This window comes from Plantactinospora sp. A48 (genome assembly GCF_055793945.1).
Genome location: NZ_JBTIXF010000072.1, coordinates 16,238 through 32,877 on the forward strand (window position 1 = coordinate 16,238; position 16,640 = coordinate 32,877).

At 71.6% G+C, this 16,640-nt stretch carries 15 protein-coding genes; 4 read left to right on the forward strand and 11 right to left on the reverse strand.

Translation table 11 applies throughout. The features are described 5' to 3' along the window. Positions 1-81: 81 nt before the first annotated feature. Positions 82-1,362 carry a cellulose binding domain-containing protein gene (locus ACXN5W_RS26240; protein WP_473161054.1) on the forward strand — a complete coding sequence of 427 codons (1,281 nt, stop codon included), beginning with the start codon at positions 82-84 and terminating at the stop codon, positions 1,360-1,362. 35 nt (positions 1,363-1,397) lie between these two features. Continuing rightward, positions 1,398-2,987: a PP2C family protein-serine/threonine phosphatase gene (locus tag ACXN5W_RS26245; RefSeq protein WP_473161055.1), complete on the forward strand. Its 1,590-nt coding sequence runs from the start codon at positions 1,398-1,400 to the stop codon at positions 2,985-2,987. Here the strand turns inward: ACXN5W_RS26245 and ACXN5W_RS26250 are convergent. The 6 genes from ACXN5W_RS26250 to ACXN5W_RS26275 form a co-directional block, all read right to left on the reverse strand. Then, positions 2,964-3,392, reverse strand: a complete 429-nt coding sequence (locus ACXN5W_RS26250; RefSeq protein ID WP_473161056.1) for an ATP-binding protein — start codon at positions 3,390-3,392, stop codon at positions 2,964-2,966. The two genes, ACXN5W_RS26245 and ACXN5W_RS26250, sit on opposite strands and share 24 nt — an antisense overlap. Then, positions 3,385-3,771, reverse strand: coding sequence for an STAS domain-containing protein (locus ACXN5W_RS26255; RefSeq protein WP_473161057.1), 387 nt, complete (start codon positions 3,769-3,771; stop codon positions 3,385-3,387). Before ACXN5W_RS26255 ends, ACXN5W_RS26250 begins: the two co-directional genes overlap by 8 nt. A gap of 129 nt (positions 3,772-3,900) precedes the next feature. Next, entirely contained in the window at positions 3,901-4,905 is a 1,005-nt protein-coding gene (locus ACXN5W_RS26260) for an aldo/keto reductase (RefSeq protein ID WP_473161058.1), read from the reverse strand. Between the two features lie 24 nt (positions 4,906-4,929). After that, positions 4,930-5,691: an SDR family oxidoreductase gene (locus ACXN5W_RS26265; RefSeq protein ID WP_473161059.1), complete on the reverse strand. Its 762-nt coding sequence runs from the start codon at positions 5,689-5,691 to the stop codon at positions 4,930-4,932. Then, the gene (locus ACXN5W_RS26270; RefSeq protein WP_473161060.1) at positions 5,688-6,713 is read right to left on the reverse strand and encodes a zinc-dependent alcohol dehydrogenase; all 1,026 of its coding nucleotides are present in this window, start codon (positions 6,711-6,713) and stop codon (positions 5,688-5,690) included. Before ACXN5W_RS26270 ends, ACXN5W_RS26265 begins: the two co-directional genes overlap by 4 nt. Beyond that, the gene (locus ACXN5W_RS26275; protein WP_473161061.1) at positions 6,710-7,090 is read right to left on the reverse strand and encodes an L-rhamnose mutarotase; all 381 of its coding nucleotides are present in this window, start codon (positions 7,088-7,090) and stop codon (positions 6,710-6,712) included. Before ACXN5W_RS26275 ends, ACXN5W_RS26270 begins: the two co-directional genes overlap by 4 nt. 238 nt (positions 7,091-7,328) lie before the next feature. Between ACXN5W_RS26275 and ACXN5W_RS26280 the strand changes: the two genes are divergently transcribed. Then, complete coding sequence (locus ACXN5W_RS26280) at positions 7,329-8,030, forward strand: FadR/GntR family transcriptional regulator (protein ID WP_473161062.1); 702 nt, start codon at positions 7,329-7,331, stop codon at positions 8,028-8,030. 134 nt (positions 8,031-8,164) lie between these two features. Here the strand turns inward: ACXN5W_RS26280 and ACXN5W_RS26285 are convergent, their stop codons facing one another. The 5 genes from ACXN5W_RS26285 to ACXN5W_RS26305 form a co-directional block, all read right to left on the reverse strand. After that, entirely contained in the window at positions 8,165-9,079 is a 915-nt protein-coding gene (locus ACXN5W_RS26285; protein ID WP_473161063.1) for an amidohydrolase family protein, read from the reverse strand. Between the two features lie 2 nt (positions 9,080-9,081). After that, positions 9,082-10,434 carry an enolase C-terminal domain-like protein gene (locus ACXN5W_RS26290; RefSeq protein ID WP_473161064.1) on the reverse strand — a complete coding sequence of 451 codons (1,353 nt, stop codon included), beginning with the start codon at positions 10,432-10,434 and terminating at the stop codon, positions 9,082-9,084. A gap of 103 nt (positions 10,435-10,537) precedes the next feature. Beyond that, positions 10,538-11,575 (reverse strand): ABC transporter permease, encoded by a 1,038-nt coding sequence (locus ACXN5W_RS26295; RefSeq protein WP_473161065.1) that lies wholly within the window; start codon positions 11,573-11,575, stop codon positions 10,538-10,540. Then, positions 11,568-13,136, reverse strand: coding sequence for a sugar ABC transporter ATP-binding protein (locus tag ACXN5W_RS26300; RefSeq protein WP_473161066.1), 1,569 nt, complete (start codon positions 13,134-13,136; stop codon positions 11,568-11,570). The genes ACXN5W_RS26295 and ACXN5W_RS26300 overlap by 8 nt, the downstream gene beginning before the upstream one ends. Then, complete coding sequence (locus ACXN5W_RS26305; RefSeq protein WP_473161067.1) at positions 13,133-14,203, reverse strand: sugar ABC transporter substrate-binding protein; 1,071 nt, start codon at positions 14,201-14,203, stop codon at positions 13,133-13,135. Before ACXN5W_RS26305 ends, ACXN5W_RS26300 begins: the two co-directional genes overlap by 4 nt. 842 nt (positions 14,204-15,045) lie before the next feature. On the opposite strand from ACXN5W_RS26305, the gene ACXN5W_RS26310 reads away from it, so the two are divergent. After that, positions 15,046-16,557 carry an arabinofuranosidase catalytic domain-containing protein gene (locus tag ACXN5W_RS26310; RefSeq protein ID WP_473161068.1) on the forward strand — a complete coding sequence of 504 codons (1,512 nt, stop codon included), beginning with the start codon at positions 15,046-15,048 and terminating at the stop codon, positions 16,555-16,557. Positions 16,558-16,640: the final 83 nt, after the last annotated feature.

The window sequence follows — 16,640 nt, forward strand, 5'->3', positions numbered from 1 at the left end:
GATGTGTGTCGAACTATAATCCAGCGGTACCGATCAGGCGAACCGTCCGGGCTGCCCGGGTTCCCGCCAGGAGGAGCGAGCATGGAGTCACCCAGACGACGGACCGCCGCGGTGCTCGCGGTCACGTTGACGGCGCTCACCACCGCGGTCGCGGTGGCCGCGGGCGCGGCGGACGCCGCCACCACCGGATGTCGGGTCGACTACGCGGTCAGCAGCCAGTGGCAGGGTGGATTCGGCGCCAACGTCAGCATCACCAACCTCGGTGACGCCGTCACCTCCTGGACCCTGACCTGGGACTTCGCCAGCGGTCAGGCGGTGACGCAGGCGTGGAACGCCACGGTGACCCAGAGCGGGACCACGGTGACCGCGAAGAACGTCAGCTACAACGGCGCCATCGCGACCAACGGCACGGCGAGCTTCGGCTTCAATGGTTCGTGGACCACGGCCAACCCGGTGCCGCCGGTCTTCGCGCTCAACGGAACCCCCTGCACCGGCACCCCGAACCCCACCGCGTGCCCGCCGCCGACCACCGGCGGCCCGTCCCCCAGCACCAGTCCCACCTCCAGCCCCAGCTCCAGTCCGAGTTCCAGCCCGACCGCCAGCCCCAGCGCCTCGCCGACCCCGAGTGCCACCGGCACACAGCCGAGGACCACGGTGTGGCTGGCCGGCGACTCCACCGTGGCGAACCCGTCCGGTGGCGTCTGCCCGGTCGGTTGGGGCAGCCAGTTCGCGCCCTACTTCAACACCAACGTCACGGTGCGCAACAACGCGGTCTCCGGCCGCAGCATCCAGACCTGGCTGTACGACCCGAACGTGACCTCCACGATCGGCTCGAACGGCGAGTGCGTGATCAATCCCAACACCTACTCCACGCGCTGGCAGAGCATGCTCGACCCGTCCGCGGGGATGAAGGCCGGCGACTACCTGATCATCCAGTTCGGCATCAACGACGGTGACCGCGCCTGCCCGCGCCACGTGGGCTCGGCACGCTACCAGCAACTGCTCGGGGTGATGGCGACGGCGGCCAAGCAGCGCGGGGTGCACCCGATCTTCCTGACGCCGGTCGCCGCGATCACCTGCAGCGGCAGCACCGCGGTCGGGAACCGGGGCTTCCTCACCGAGACCACCAACGCCGCCAGCGCCAACGGGGTCCCCGTCATCGACCTGCACCGGCTGAGCTACACCCTGTACAACAGCCTCCACCTGTGCCCGAACAACGGCGACTACAGCCAGGGCGCGGTGGGCGCGTTCTTCTGCAACGACCACACCCACTTCGAGACGGCCGGGGCGGTGCAGATCGCCAACCTGGTCGCCACCGCGCTGCGCAACCAGAACATCCCGCTCGCCGGATACCTCAGGTAGCCGACGCCCGGGGCGACATGCCCTAGGGTGTGCCCGTGGGACGCGACGATGAGCGGCGCCGGGTCGGGCGGGCGCTCGACCGCGACGCCGTGACCACGGTCGTCCGGGAACTCATCGCCGAGGTTCCCGCGGGCTGCACCTGGCTGCTGCCGGAGACCGGCGCGGACGGACGGTTGCTGGACTTCGTCGTCGCGGCGGTCAGCGACCAGGGCGACGACATCTACGGGCGGGGCAGCGGGCGGACCGGCGAGCGGCTCAGCGAGCTGTACCCGACGTTGACCGACAGCCCGTTGTGGGGCCTCTACCGCAGGGTGCTGGACACCGGCGAACCCGGCGAGATGACCGACTTCCGGCACACCGAGCGGCGCGCCGGCGTGGTCGCGCAGTCGTCCTTCGACATCCGCGTCCACCGCGTGCTCGGCGGCCTGCTGGTGTGGTGGCAGCGGGTGGACGAGGCCCGCCGGCGGCTGGACCGGACCGAGCAACTGGGCAGTCTCGGCTGGGCCGAGTACGACCTGATCACCGGCCACAGCGACTGGTCACCCGGCATGTTCCGGCTCTTCGGCCGCGATCCGGCGCTGGGGCCGATGCCGCGGGCGGAGCAGGCCGCGGCGATCCTCCCCGAAGATCGCGGGCTTAGTGAGACGGCCTGGCAGACGCTGGACAGCGGGGCCGCCTCGGACGTCACGATACGGTTCCGGCTCGACGGTTCGGTGAAGCACCTGCGGATCCTCTCCGACATCGCGCGCGACGCGGTTGGCAAGCCGCTGAAGATCTACGCCGTGGTCCAGGACGTGACCGCCCGGGAGGACTCGCGGACGGCGATCCAGCGGTTGAGCGACCAGCTCCGTACCCGGGAGATGACGGCGCTGGCCGAACACCGCCTCGCCGGCCAGGTGCAGAACCTGATCCAACCGCTGCCTCCCGGACCGTTCGACCTGCCCGGTCTGCAGGCGGTGGTGACCTACCTGCCGGCCGAGAGCGCCATGCAGGTGGGTGGCGACTGGTACCACGCGGACGCCCTACCGGACGGACCGGTCGCGCTGGCCGTCGGTGACGTCGCCGGGCACGGCCTGGACGCCGCGCACGGCATGGCCCACCTGCGGTTCTCCCTGATCGCCTGGCTGTCCATCGGGATCCGCGACCCCGGGGTGCTGCTGGGTCACATGAACCGCCTGTGCCTGCAACTGGGCATCACCGGCACCGCCGTGATCGCCCTCTACGACCCGCCGACCGGCCTGATGTCATGGTCGCGCGCCGGCCATCTGCCGCCGCTGCTGGCCCGCGCCGGCGCCGTCGGGGACCTCGACGGCACCAGACAGCTGCTGCTCGGCGCCGACGACACGGTCACCTATCCGGTGGTCAGCAGCCAGCTACGCGACGAGGACCTGATCCTGCTCTACACCGACGGCCTGGTCGAACACCGCGCGAGCGACACCGACGTGATGCTCGAACGGGTCCGGCGGACGCTGTCCACCGTCTCCACCGGGCCCGGCTCCGAGGTGCTCACCCGGCTGCTGGGCCTGCTGCGGTACGCCAATCCCGACGACGACACCTGCGCGCTGGCCCTGCGGGTCCGGTCGGCGCGACGCCTGGCGGACTCAGGCCCCGTCGCCAAGGCGTAGCCGCAGCACGACCGCCGTCCCGTCCGGTCCCGTCGTGGTCGACACCTCGTCGCAGACCCGCTCGACGATCGCCAGGCCACGCCCGCGAATCTCCTCGGCGGCCGGCATCAGCCGGCCGAAGGCCCGGGCCGGGCCCCGGTCGACCACCTCGCAGACCACCTGGTCGGCCGCCGCCCAGACGCGAACCCGGCCGCCCCCGGCCGCGTGTTGCAACGTGTTCGTGGCGAGCTCGCTGACCGCCAGCACGAGCAGGTCGGCCCGCTCGTCGGGCAGGCCGAGCGCGATGCCACCGGCGCGCACGAACGCGCGGACGGCGGACAGGTCGGACGGGCGGGTGTACGAGATCGAGGGCTGTTCCGCGGGCCGGACGTCGTCGGTGACGGCACCCGCTTCGGCGTCAGCCACGGGCCGGGCCGGGATCGCCGGACGGCATCCGGAGCAGTTCGGCGAGCCCGGTCAGCTCCAGAACCCTGGCGACCGCCCCGCCGGCGTTGCGGACGTAGAGTCGACGACCCCGCTCCAGCGCGGCCCGGTGCCCGACGACCAGTGCGTGGATCCCGCTGGAGTCCATGAACCGGAGTTCGGCCAGGTCGAGCACGACCGACCGGGTGCCGTCGAGCGCGCTCAACAGGACCGAGGTCAGCTCGTGCCGGACGTGGAGATCACATTCGCCGACCAGCGACACGACGGCGTGACCACCGTCGGTCGACGTTCGCGCCTCGAAACCCGCCATGCGACCGCCGCCGCCCTTCGACTCCGTCGACCCCGTGGTGCCGACTGACATCATCCCATCCGCGGACGCGCCCCGTCCCCCGCCCGTCCGCGCACCATCCGACGCCCCGGCCAGAACGGTCGGCGCCGGACGCCGGGACCGGGATCCCGGTCCAGCGCCGGGGGTCGCGGGCCAGGGCGGTCAGGGCGCCGAGGTCAGCGCCCCCGGGACCGGGACGTCGACGCCGAGGACCCCCGCGGCGCGCAGGTCGTCCCAGAGTTCGGTGGGGATCGGTACGGCCAGGTTGTCCAGCGCGTCGGCCACCTGGCCGGGCGTACGCAGTCCCAACAGGACACTCGCCACGGCCGGGTGGCCGAACGGGAACCGGGCGGCGGCGGCGCGCAGCGGGACCCCGCGCGCCTCGCAGATCCGCTTGATCAGCAGAGCCCGCTCCAGCAGCGGGGCCGGCGCGGGCCGGTAGTCGTAGTTGGCATCGGGCCGAGGGTTGGCCAGCAGCCCCGAGTTGAAGACGCCGCCGACGACCACCGAGGTGCCCCGCCGGAGGGCGTCGGGCAGCAGGTCGGCGAGCCCACCCTGGTCGAGCAGCGAGTAGCGGCCGGCCAGCAGCACCACGTCGACGTCGGTGTCCCGGACGAACCGGGCCGGAACCGCGCTCTGGTTCATGCCCAGGCCGATCGCCTTGACCATCCCTTCCGAGCGGAGTTGCTCCAGCGCCGGATATCCCTCGGTCAGGGCCTGCGGCACGTGGTCGTCGGGATCGTGCAGGTACACGATGTCGACGAAGTCCAGGTCCAGCCGACGCAGGCTCGCCTCCAGGCTGCGGCGTACCCCGTCGGCACTGAAGTCCCAGACCCTGCGGTGCGTGGCCGGGACGGCGAAACCGCCGGCGGCCATGTCGTCGCCGTACGGTTCGGCGACCGGCTCCAGGATCCGCCCGACCTTCGTGGAGACGGTGTACTCGGCCCGGGGGTGGTCCCGCAGCGCCGCGCCGAGTCGCCGCTCCGACAGGCCGAGGCCGTAGTGCGGGGCGGTGTCGAAGGTGCGTATCCCGCCCGCCCAGGCGGCGGCGACCGCGGCGGCGGCCGTCTGGTCGTCGACCGCACTCGCGAGGTTGCCGATGCCGGCGGCCCCGAAGGACAGCTCCGTGCTCCAGGCCCGGCTTCCGCCAAGCTGTGCCGTGCGCATGTTCCGCTCCCCTCTGTCGGTGGATCAGCGGGCGAGCCAGCCGCCGTCGACGGGCAGGATGGTGCCGTGGACGTACGCCGAGGCGTCCGAGGCGAGGAACACGACGGCGCCGGCCAGGTCCTCGGGCCGGCCCCAGCGCCCGGCCGGGATCCGGTCCAGGATGGCCCGGTTGCGCTCCGGCTGGTCCTGCAACGCCTGGGTGTTGTCGGTGGCGATGTAACCGGGGGCGATCGCGTTGACGTTGACGCCCCGCCCCGCCCACTCGTTGGCCAGCGCCCGGGTCAGCCCGGCGATGCCGGACTTCGCGGCCGCGTACCCGGGGACCGTGACACCGCCCTGGAAACTCAGCATCGAGGCGGTGAAAATGATCTTGCCGCTGCCCCGCTCGATCATGCTCCGGCCGACCTCGCGGGCGAGCACGAACTGCGCGGACAGATCGACCTCCAACACGTGGTCCCAGTCGGCGTCCGAGTGCTCCGCCGCTGGCGCCCGCCGGATCGTGCCGGCGTTGTTGACCAGGACGTCGATCGGCCGGTCCCGCTCACCGAGCCAGGCGGCCAACGCCCGGACGGCGTCGCGGTCGGACAGGTCCGCCCGGTACGGCACGAACGAGCGGCCGTGGCCGGTCACCCGCTTGGCCACCTCGCCGCCGTCGTCCTCCAGCGCGGCGCTCACCCCGATGATGTCGGCGCCGGCCGCGGCGAGCGCGTCCGCCATGGCCAGCCCGATACCGCGCCGGGCGCCGGTGACCACCGCCAGCCGGCCGGTCAGATCGAACGGGCTCATTCGGTGCCGCCGCAGGCGATCAGCACCTTGACGTCGCCGCCGGCCTCCAGCGCCTGGAACGCCTGCGCCACGTCCTCCAGCGGCACGACCCGGGAGATGAGCCGGTCGATCGGCAACTGCTTGCCGTGCACCAGGCGGACCGCCTCCGTGTAGTCCTCCTGCTCGTAGACGCGCACGCCGATCAGCTCCAGTTCGCGCCAGAAGAGCCGGTGCAGGTCCACCTCGCGGGGTACCGAGTGGATCGCGACCACGACCAGCCGGCCCCGCACCGCGAGCAGGCCGGTGGCGATCCGTACGGCGGCGGCCGAGCCGGAGACCTCGAACACCACCTGGGCGCCGGCACCACCGGTCTGTTCCTGGACGTACCGCTCGACGTCCACCGCCGCCGGGTCCAGCACGGTCAGACCGAGGTCCGCGGCGACCGCGCGGCGGTGCGGGTCGAGTTCCAGCACGGTCACCGTGGCGCCGGTGGCCTGGGCGACCTTGCCGACCAGCAGTCCCACCGGTCCGGCGCCGATGACCACGGCGTGTTCCCCGGCGGTGAGCCGGGACCGCCGTACGTCGTGTACGGCCACGGCGGTCGGCTCGATCAGCGCGGCGTGTTCGAGGGGCAGGTCGGCCGGCAGCGGCACCAGGATCCGGGCCGGCACCGTCCAGGAGCCCTGCATCGAGCCCGTGGAGTCGATGCCGACGAAGTTGAGCCGGTGGCAGATGTGGTTGTTGCCGTCGAGGCAGGCCGGGCACTGCCCGCACCAGTCCAGCGGCATGACCGTCACCGGGTCACCGACCCGGTGGTTCTCGACGCCCGCGCCGACCTCGGCGATCCGGCCGGACATCTCGTGGCCGATGACGGCCGGCCGATGCACCCGGTGATCCATCGCGCCGTGCAGGACGTGCAGGTCGGTACCGCAGATTCCGGTGTACGCGACGTCGATGCGTACCTGGCCGGGGCCCGGTGGCACCGGGTCGATGTCCTGGACCGTGAGGGTACGGTCCCCGACGTAGTGCGCGCCGCGTGTCACGCGGTCTCTCCCTTCGTTTCCGGCCCGGAGGCCGCCTCGGCATCCGACGACGCGTCCGACAGGTGCCAGACCTCGCTCATCGGAGCCCACCAGTGCCCGGAACCCGGCTCGGCGATGGACTCCTGGCACGGATCGGTCAGTTTCCACCACCGCTGGGTCTGCGGGTCGGCCGCGATGCGCGCCTGGTCGGCGTCGTGGTCGGTACCGAGATATTCGTAGTAGCCGAACAGCAGGTCGTCGTGCAGAAAGATGGTGAAGTTGCGGATGTTGGCGTCCCGCATCGTCTGCTCGACGGCCGGCCAGACGTCCGCGTGCAGCCGCAGGTAGGTGTCGCGGTGTTCCGGCCGCAGCCGGATCACCATGCCGTAGCGTCGCATGTCACGCCTTCCCGGGGGCACGGCCACCCGCCGGCGCGGGCTGTCCCGGCCGGTCGAGGTGTCGCCGGATGGATGCGGGGCACCGCCAACGTTGTCGTCGAAGCGACACGGGGTGCCTTGACGCCAACAAACATCTGACGTCTTTATAGTGGAGAGCACTGCCGGTGTCCAACGGCGGTTCCGGGCAGCGCGACCCGCCGCGTGAGCGGGCTCGCGTGTCGGTTCGAAGGAGACCTCCGTGGCACTGACCGACGAGGCGATCACGAAGATCCGTGGCATGATCCAGAGCGGTGAGCTGCCGCCGGGCGCCCGGCTGCCGCCGGAACCACAGCTCGCCGCGCAGATCGGGCTGTCCCGCAGCGGGGTACGCGAGGCGGTGAAGGTGCTCGAGTCCGCCCGGGTGCTCGACGTGCGCCGGGGCGACGGCACGTACGTGACAAGCCTCGCCCCCCGGCTCCTGCTGGAGGGTCTCGGGCTGGCCGTGGAGCTGCTGCGCGACGACACGCTGCTGGAGGTGATGGAGGTTCGCCGGATGCTGGAACCGGTGGCGACCGGGCTGGCGGCGCTGCGCATCTCCGTCGACGCCCTCGACGAACTCAGCGCCATCCTCGACGACATGCGCTCGTCCGCCGACGACGCCGAGAAGCTCATCCAGTTCGACACGGCGTTCCACCGGACCGTCATCGCGGCCACCGGCAACGAGACGCTCACCTCGCTGCTGGACGGCCTGTCCAGCCGTACGGTGCGGGCCCGGGTGTGGCGCGGGTTGATCGAGGGCAACTCGGCGCACACGACGATCGACGAGCACCGGGCGATCTACCTCGCGCTGCGTTCGCGCGACCAGCTGCTCGCCCAGGCCAGCGCGCTCATCCACGTCAACACCTCGGAGTCCTGGCTGCGCGCGGTGCTCGACGCCCCGGCGGCCGACCCGCGCCGGTAGCCGACCGGCGGGGACCGGCCACCACCCCGGCGGCCGGCGCCGGTCACCCCCGGCGACCGGCGTGGTCGTCCGGACCGACGACCCGGTCCGGACCGGCCGCTGGGGCCTACCGTCCCCGGCGACCGCCGGGCCGGTCACGACCGCCGCTCGGGACCGGTCCGGCCGGACAGCTGCCCGAGTCGCCCGGCCAGCTCGTAGGTCCGCACCGCGGTGTCGGCGAAGACGTCCCGCAGCTCCTGTTCGGAGAGCGCCGGCAGGCTCTCCCGCAACGCCGACAGCACGCCCGGGTAGTCCGCGACGAGCAGACAGACCGGCCAGTCCGACCCGAACATCAGGCGGGCGGCGCCGAACTCCTCGACCGCCACCGCGACGAACGGCCGGAGCGCGTCGACCGACCACCCGGGTCCGGCCTCGGTCACCATCCCGGACAGCTTGCAGGTGACGTTGGCGTTCGCGGCCAGCGCGGCGAAGGGGTCCCGCCAGCGCCGCAACCCCGCCGCGCCCTCGTCGATCCGGGGTTTGCCCAGGTGGTCGAGCACGAGACGCAGGTCCGGAACCGCCCGGGCCGCCCGCGCCGCGGCGGGCAGCTGGTCGGCCCGGATCACCAGGTCGAACACCAACCCGGCGGCACCGATCTCGGCCAGCCCCCGGCGTACCTCGGGCCGGTCGAGATAGTCGGGGTCGGCCTCGCCCTGCACCTGCGAGCGCAGCCCGACCAGGTACTCCCCGCCGGGCAACCGCCGGTAGCGGGCGATGGTGTCGGCCACGTCGCCGGCGGCGACGTCGAGCCAGGCCACAACGCCGAGGATCGCCGCCGTGTCGGCGGCGTAGCCGAGGAACTCGGGCACCTCGTCGGGATGGCAGCGGCCACCCTCGACCAGCACGGTGCCGTCCACGCCGGCCGAAGTGATCTCCGCGGACAGGTCGTCCGGCGTGAACGGCCGGCGGATGCTCCCCAGGCCCGGCTCGTCGAGCCAGTCGTATCCCCGCTCTGGTCGCCAGAGGTGGTGGTGCGCGTCGATGATCATGTCGGTCCCGCTCCCGGTCACGCTCAGCCTGCCGTGGCGGCCGGCTCGGTGGCTGGCCCGGTGTGCGCCGGCCCGGCCGCGGCGTCACTCCACTCCGGACCGTCGGGGAACCGGTACGCGGCCAACGCCGCGCCGGTGATCTCCGCGCTCATGCCCGCCGAGGTCGGCGCGAGGTACCGGCCACGCCGCACCCGTACCGGATCCACGAAGTGTTCGTGCAGGTGGTCAACGTACTCTATGGCCCGGTTCTCGGCCGTGCCACTGACCGCCACGAAGTCGAACATGGCCAGGTGCTGGACGAGTTCGCACAGTCCCACCCCGCCGGCGTGCGGGCAGACCGGCACGCCGAACCTGGCCGCCAGCAGCAGGATGGCCAGGTTCTCGTTGACCCCGCCGACCCGGCACGCGTCGATCTGCACCACGTCGACCGCCTCGGCCTGCAACAACTGCTTGAACATGACCGCGTTGTGCACGTGTTCACCGGTGGCCACCTTCACCGGGGCGAGGGCCCGGCGCACGGCGGCGTGCCCGAGCACGTCGTCCGGCGAGGTCGGCTCCTCGATCCAGTACGGGTCGAAGCGGCTCAGCTCGCGCATCCACCGGATCGCGTCCGGCACTCCCCAGATCTGGTTGGCGTCGACCGCGATGCGGATCTTCGGGCCCACCGCCTGCCGGGCGATGCCCAGCCGGCGCACGTCGTCGGCCAGGTCACCACCGACCTTGAGCTTGATCAGCTCGTATCCGGCGTCGACGGCCTCCCGGCACAGCCGGGCCAGCTTCTCGTCGTCGTAGCCGAGCCAGCCGGGCGTGGTGGTGTACGCCGGATAGCCCTCCTCCAGCAGCAGCCGCTCGCGGTCGGCCCTACCGGCGGCGGCGGCCCGGAGCAGGTCGAGCGCGTCGTCCTCGGTCAGTGCGTCGCGCAGGTAGCGGAAGTCGATCTGCCCGACCAGTTGTTCGGGGGTGAGGTCGGCGAGCAGCTTCCACAGCGGCTTGCCGGCCCGGCGGGCCGCCAGGTCCCAGACGGCGTTGACCAGGCCGCCCGCGGCCATGTGCACGACGCCCTTCTCCGGACCGAGCCAGCGGATCTGGCTGTCCCCGATGAGCCGTCGGGCCAACGCGCCCGGGTCCGCCGTCAGCTCGTCGACGGGCTGGCCGACCACCATCGGGACGAGCGACTCCATGGCCGCCACCTGGATCTCGGTCCCCCGGCCCACCGTGAACACCAGCCCGTGGCCCTCGGCTCCCGAGGTGGTCCGCAACACGACGTAGGCGGCCGAGTAGTCCGGGAACGGGTTCATCGCGTCCGAGCCGTCCCGATGCCGGGACGTCGGAAACCGTACGTCGAGAAGGTCTACGGACGAGATGCGCTCGGTCACCGGGACTCCTGACTGGTCGTTGACGCCGCGCTGCGACGCCCGGAGGAGATCTTGCGAAAAGGCGGCGTCGGGAGCCGCGACGCTCCCGACGCCGGCACCTGCCTCACGTCTGCGCTTTGCCTCCGGTGATCCGGGAGACCACCAGGGCCACCAGGATGACCGCGCCGTTGAGGAAATTCGTCCACTGCGCGGGCACGCCGGCCAGGGTCAGCACGTTGAGGATCATGAAGAGCAGGAGCACCCCGGTGAACGCGCCGAACACGGTGCCCCGGCCGCCGTTGAGACTGACCCCACCGATCACGGCCGCGGCGAAGACCTGGAAGATGGCGCCGTTGCCCTGCGCGGCGGGCACCGAGGCGAGCCGCCCGCTGATCAGCAGTCCGGCCAGCGCCGCCAGCATGCTGGCCACGATGAGGGTGAGCCACAGGATCCGGTCGGTACGGATACCGGCCGCGCGGGCCGCGTCGATGTTGCCGCCGATCGCGTACAGGGCCCGGCCCGGCCGGGTGAACCCGAGTACCACGATCCCGGCGGCGAACAGCAGCAGTGACACCCAGATCGACGCCGGCAGCCCCAACCAGGTGGTCGAGCCGAGGTAGGTCATCGACCCGGGGAGGGCGAAGAACGTCTTGCCGCCCGAGACACCGGTCAGCAGGCCGCGCAGCACGATGAGCATGCCGAGCGTGACGATGAACCCGTTCAGGCCGAAGCGCACGATCAGCAACCCGTTGAACGCGCCGACCAGCGCGCCGACCAGCAGCACCACCGGCACCGCCCAGCCCGCCGGCAGGGCGTGCACCCCGAGGCCGTGGGTGACGGCCGGGTTCACGACCAGCCACGCCGCGATTCCGGGGGCCAACCCGAAGGTGGACTCCAGGGACAGGTCCATCTTGCCGGCGATCAGCACCACGGTCTCGGCGAGGACCACGATCGAGATCTCGGACATGCTCTGCAGCACGTTGACGAGGTTGTCGGGCTGCAGGAAGACCGGGCTGACGATGAACCCGACGATGGCGACCGCGATGATCGCCGGCACCAGCGCCAGGTCACGCAGCCGGGCGATGGCCAGCCGCCGTGGCGGCGCCGCCGCCGGCGCTGGGCTGGACGTCGGCGTGGCGGCCTTGGGCAGAGTGTCAGACATGGTCGAGATCGACCCCTTCCATTGCGGCCACCAACTCGTTGTCACGCCAGCCATGGGCCGCCTCGCGGACGACGCGGCCGGCGAACATCACCAGAACCCGGTCACAGATGCGCAGGTCGTCCAGTTCGTCGGAGACGACCAGGACCGTGCTGCCGCGACGGCGGACGTCCGCCACGACACCCAGCAGGGTCTGTTTCGAGCGCACGTCGACGCCCGCGGTCGGGGTGATCAGGACCAGCAGCTTGGGATCGCCGGCCAGGGCCCGGCCCATCACGACCTTCTGCTGGTTGCCACCGGACAGCTCGGCGACGGACACCCGGGGACCGTCCGCCTTGATGGCGAGGTCCTCGATGGTCCGCCGGGCCAGCGCGTCCCGTCGGGACGGTGAGATGAAGCCGTTCCGGCCGATCCGGTGCGGCACCGTCATCGTGACGTTCTCCCCGATCGACAGTTCCGGCACCAGCCCCTCCCGGTGCCGATCCTGCGGTACCAGCCCGACGCCGGCGTCCAGCGCGTCGGGCACGCTGCCCGGCCGCAGCCGGCGGCCGTCGAGCACGACGGTTCCGCTGGCCGGGCGGGTCAGCCCGACGATCGCCTCGGCCACCTCCACCTTGCCGCTGCCGCCACCGCCGGCGATCCCGATGACCTCACCGGCCTTCGCCTCCAGGGAGAACTCGGCGCCGGACCGGGTCACCAGGTCCCGCACCGACAGCAGCACCGGCGTCTCCGGCGACGGCGGGGCCTGTGCCGCCTCGGGCATGCTGACGTCCTCGCCGGTCATCGCGGTCACCAGTGCCGGTCGACTGAGCTCGGCGACCGGCGCGGTGATGATGTGCCGGGCGTCCCGGAACACGGTCACCCGGTCGCAGATCTCGTAGATCTCCTGCAGGTGGTGGCTGATGAACAGGAAGGTCACGCCCTGGGCACGCAGGTCGCGGATCCGGCCGAAGAGCCGGTCGATCCCCGCCGCGTCGAGCTGCGCGGTCGGCTCGTCGAGGATGATGAACCGCGCCCCGAACGACAGCGCGCGGGCGATCTCCACGAACTGCCGCTGCTCGACCGAGAGCGCCGACGCCGGCTGTCGTACGTCGACGTCGACCGCCCAGGTGGCCAGCAACTCCTGCGCCGCCCGCCGTACCGCGCCCCAGCGGATCAGCCGATCCGGCCCGCGGGCCTGACGGTTGAGGAAGAGGTTCTCCGCCACCGTCAGCGTCGGGATGATCGTGGACTTCTGGTAGACGCAGGCCACCCGGCGCCGCCAGGCGTCGCGGTCACCGAGCCCCGGTGCCGGCCGGCCGTCGAAGGCGACGCAGCCGACGTCCGCGGCCTGCAGGCCGGTCAGGATGCTGACCAGGGTCGACTTGCCGGCACCGTTGCGCCCGACCAGGGCGTGCGTCTCGCCCCGCCGGACCAGCAGGTCGACTCCGGCCAGGGCCACCGTCGACCCGAAGCGCTTGCTGATGCTGACCGCCTCGACGACGGGTGGGGTGTGATCGGTTTCCGCGCCGCCGGTCCGGTCGGGGTCGACCGGACCGGCGGCGGTGTCCCGCCCGTCCGTCATCCGGCGTTGCCCCACAGGGAGGTGTCGTCGAACTTCACCGTGGGCTGACCGCCGATCGTGGCGCCGTCCTTGGTCACCAGCGGCGCGGAGAGCTGGTCCTCCAGCACGCCGTCGCGAACCTGGATGATGTTGCTGTCGTGGTCGGTCGGGCCGGGCTGGAACGTCTTGCCGTCGATCGCCGCCTTGACGTAGTAGAGCCCGAACTTGGCGTACAGGTCGGCCGGCTGGCTGACGGTGGCGTCGATCAGGCCCCCGCCGATGTCCTTCAGCTCCTCCGGGATGCCGTCGTTGGAGACGACGAAGACGTGCTTCGGGTCGGTCGGCGGGACCTGCAGGCTCTTCTGCTTGAGGATCTGCAGCGTGCCCGCGAGGGCGAACGAGGACTCCATGTAGACGCCCTTGATGTCGGGGTCCGAGGCGAACCGGGTCTGCAGCTTCGTCGCGGCCACGTCACCCTTCCAGTCGGTCGCCTCGCCGAACACCTTGATGCCGGGGTAGTCCTTCTTCATGCACTCGTTGAACGCCTCGGTGCGGTCCCGGCCGTTGATCGAGTCGAGGCCGCCCTCGAGCATGACGACCTTGCCCTTGCCAGCCAGCTTGGTGCCGAGGAACTGGCAGGCCTTGGTGCCGTAGGCCCGGTTGTCGGCGCGGACGACCATGAAGACCTTGCCGGTGTCCGGCCGCGTGTCGATCGTGACGACCGGGATCTTCTTCTCCTCCAGCTGCTGCAGCGTCGGCGCGATGGCCGCGGTGTCCTGCGGCGCCATCACCACGCCCTTGACGCCCTGGCTGATGAAGGTCTGCGTGTTGGCGATGAGCGTCGCGATGTCGTTCTGCGAGTTGGTCGTCTTCAGCTCGACGCCGAGGTCCTTGGAGAACTGCGGCACGTACTTTATGTAGGAGTTCCAGAAGTCCGTGTCCGACCGCGGGTAGTCGACACCGACGAGCGGGGCGGAGCCGCCCGTGGTGCCGTCGCCGGACGAGTCACCTCGGTTGCAGCCCGCGGTGACCATCGCCGCGCCGAGCATCGCCGTCAGACCCACGCTCAGCAGAGCTTTGCGGTTCACCCTTCTCCTTCCGTGGTACACGTCGGTATGGGTGCGCGGGCCGCACTGCGGTACGGACGGGCCTCTCGGCGTTCCGGCGGGTTGTGCCGGAGCGCGACCCGTGGGTCGGGATTGGTCGGCTTGCGGCGGGCGCGGGGGTGGTTATCCAGTGGCGCATGCCGCCCGTGTCTCAGCGGACGGACATACATCAGATGTCTTTATAGAGCAGCCAGCACCCGGTGTCCAGTGTCCGGAACGATCAACGTTCACCACCGGGCACACCGATTGACCTGCGGGCACGGAACGTCTGATGTCTGTGCCGCCGGGCCGGCGGGCGTATCCCCTGAAGGGCGGCTTCCCGGGCCGGGCGGTCCACCGCTCCGGGCGCCGGTCCCGCTCCGGGAACGGACCGGGGCGCGCCACGGGTCCGGGGCACCGGGCCGGCTCGCCGACCGGGGCAGGACTGGAGAACGCTAACATCGACAGCGGTCGTGTAGCCAGCACATTTCGGAACCCGCCGCCGAAGCCACCGATCCGACCCGGGCCCGCAACGTGACCGACCGTTGACTGAGGACTTGCCGCCGAGTAGCGTCCGACGGCAACCATCGATGTCATGGGCGTTCGAGGATGGTGAACGGGCAGCCGCCGGTCACGTCCATTGATGGTTCCAGCGTGGGAGCGCCACCAGCGGATGGCGGCATGTTAGCGATAACGCTCGGCACCGGGCCCCTGCGGGGCCCCCGGTCCGGGCGGGTCGACCGACGGAACCGATCCGGGCGTCGACCACCCCCACGCGGTCCGGGAGCGATCACCCGCGGACCGGTACCGGGAACGTCACCATGACCCAGAATGGGAGCACGCGCGTGCGACAAGGCAGCTCTCGTCGGCGGTGGACCCTGATGGCCGCCGCCGCGACCACGATCACGCTCGCCGGCGGCGGTATCGCCGGCACCCAGTTCGCGTCCGCGGCCACCGCCGGCTGTCAGGTCAACTACGCCGTCAGCTCGCAGTGGCCCGGCGGCTTCGGCGCCAACGTCACGATCACCAACCTCGGCGACCCCGTCAGCGGCTGGCGACTCGCCTGGACCTACGGCGCCGGTCAGACCATCCAGCAGCTCTGGAACGGCACCTACACCCAGAGCGGCGGCGACGTCACCGTCACCAACGTGTCCTACAACGGCGGCATCCCCACCAACGGCTCCCAGTCGTTCGGCTTAAACGGCGCCTACACCGGCAGCAACCCCACGCCGGCCAGCTTCACCCTCAACGGCGTCGCCTGCACCGGCAGTGTCACCCCGACCACCCCGCCGCCCTCCTCGGCCCCGCCCTCGTCGCCGCCACCGTCCTCGCCGCCACCGTCCTCGCCGCCCCCCTCGTCCCCGCCACCGTCGTCTCCCCCGCCGTCCTCCCCGCCGCCGTCCGCCAGCCAGCCCTGCGACATCTACGCCGCCGGCGGGACGCCGTGCGTGGCCGCGCACAGCACCACCCGGGCGCTGTACGCCAATTACAGCGGCCGGCTCTACCAGGTGCGTCGCTCGTCGGACAGCAGCACCCGGGACATCAACGCGGTGAGCGCGGGCGGACGCGCCGACGCCGTGGCACAGGACTCGTTCTGCGCCAACACCAGCTGCGTGATCACCTGGATCTACGACCAGTCCGGGCACGGCAACAACCTGGGCTACCAGGGATCCGGGGGCATCGGCGGGGCCGTCCAGCCCGCGAGCGCGACCCGTGAGTCGATCACGGTCGGCGGCGGCAAGGCGTACTCGCTCTTCATCCCCGGCAACAGCAGCTACTGGCGGGATGGTCACAACAGCGGCATCCCGACCGGCAGCGCGCCCGAGGGCATGTACATGGTGACCAGCGGTACGCACGTGAACAGCGGTTGCTGCTTCGACTACGGCAACAGCGAGACCACCCGCCGGGCCGACGGAGCGGGCGCGATGGACGCGATCAACTTCAGCACGAGCTGCTGGTTCGGCGGCTGCTCCGGCTCCGGCCCCTGGGTGCAGGCCGACCTCGAATACGGCCTGTTCCCCGGCGGCAGCAGCTCGTGGAACTCCAACCAGCGGGCCTTCACCAGCAAGTTCGTCACGGCCACCCTGAAGAACAACGGGACCACGCGGTTCGCCATGAAGGGCAGCAACGCGCAGTCCGGCAGCCTCTACACCCTGTACGACGGTTCCCTGCCCCGCGGCTACAACCCGATGCGCAAGCAGGGCGCCATCATCCTGGGCAGCGGCGGCGACTGCTGCATCAACAACTCGAACCAGAGCGTCGGCACCTTCTACGAGGGGGCGATGGTGTCGGGCTACCCGTCCGACGCCACCGAGAACGCGATCCAGGCCAACGTGATCGCCGCCGGCTACCGCTGAGCCGGACCGGCGAGTCGGGTGGGGGCAGGGGCGGGGACGGGGCAGGGGGGGGGGCGGGGAGAGAGGGGGGGTCGGGGGGCGGG

Coding starts and splice junctions, on each gene's coding strand:
- ACXN5W_RS26240 (WP_473161054.1), top strand. CDS start 82: ATGGAGTCACCCAGACGACGGACCGCCGCGGTGCTCGCGGTCACGTTG.
- ACXN5W_RS26255 (WP_473161057.1), bottom strand. CDS start 3,771: ATGTCAGTCGGCACCACGGGGTCGACGGAGTCGAAGGGCGGCGGCGGT.
- ACXN5W_RS26260 (WP_473161058.1), bottom strand. CDS start 4,905: ATGCGCACGGCACAGCTTGGCGGAAGCCGGGCCTGGAGCACGGAGCTG.
- ACXN5W_RS26265 (WP_473161059.1), bottom strand. CDS start 5,691: ATGAGCCCGTTCGATCTGACCGGCCGGCTGGCGGTGGTCACCGGCGCC.
- ACXN5W_RS26275 (WP_473161061.1), bottom strand. CDS start 7,090: ATGCGACGCTACGGCATGGTGATCCGGCTGCGGCCGGAACACCGCGAC.
- ACXN5W_RS26295 (WP_473161065.1), bottom strand. CDS start 11,575: ATGTCTGACACTCTGCCCAAGGCCGCCACGCCGACGTCCAGCCCAGCG.
- ACXN5W_RS26300 (WP_473161066.1), bottom strand. CDS start 13,136: ATGACGGACGGGCGGGACACCGCCGCCGGTCCGGTCGACCCCGACCGG.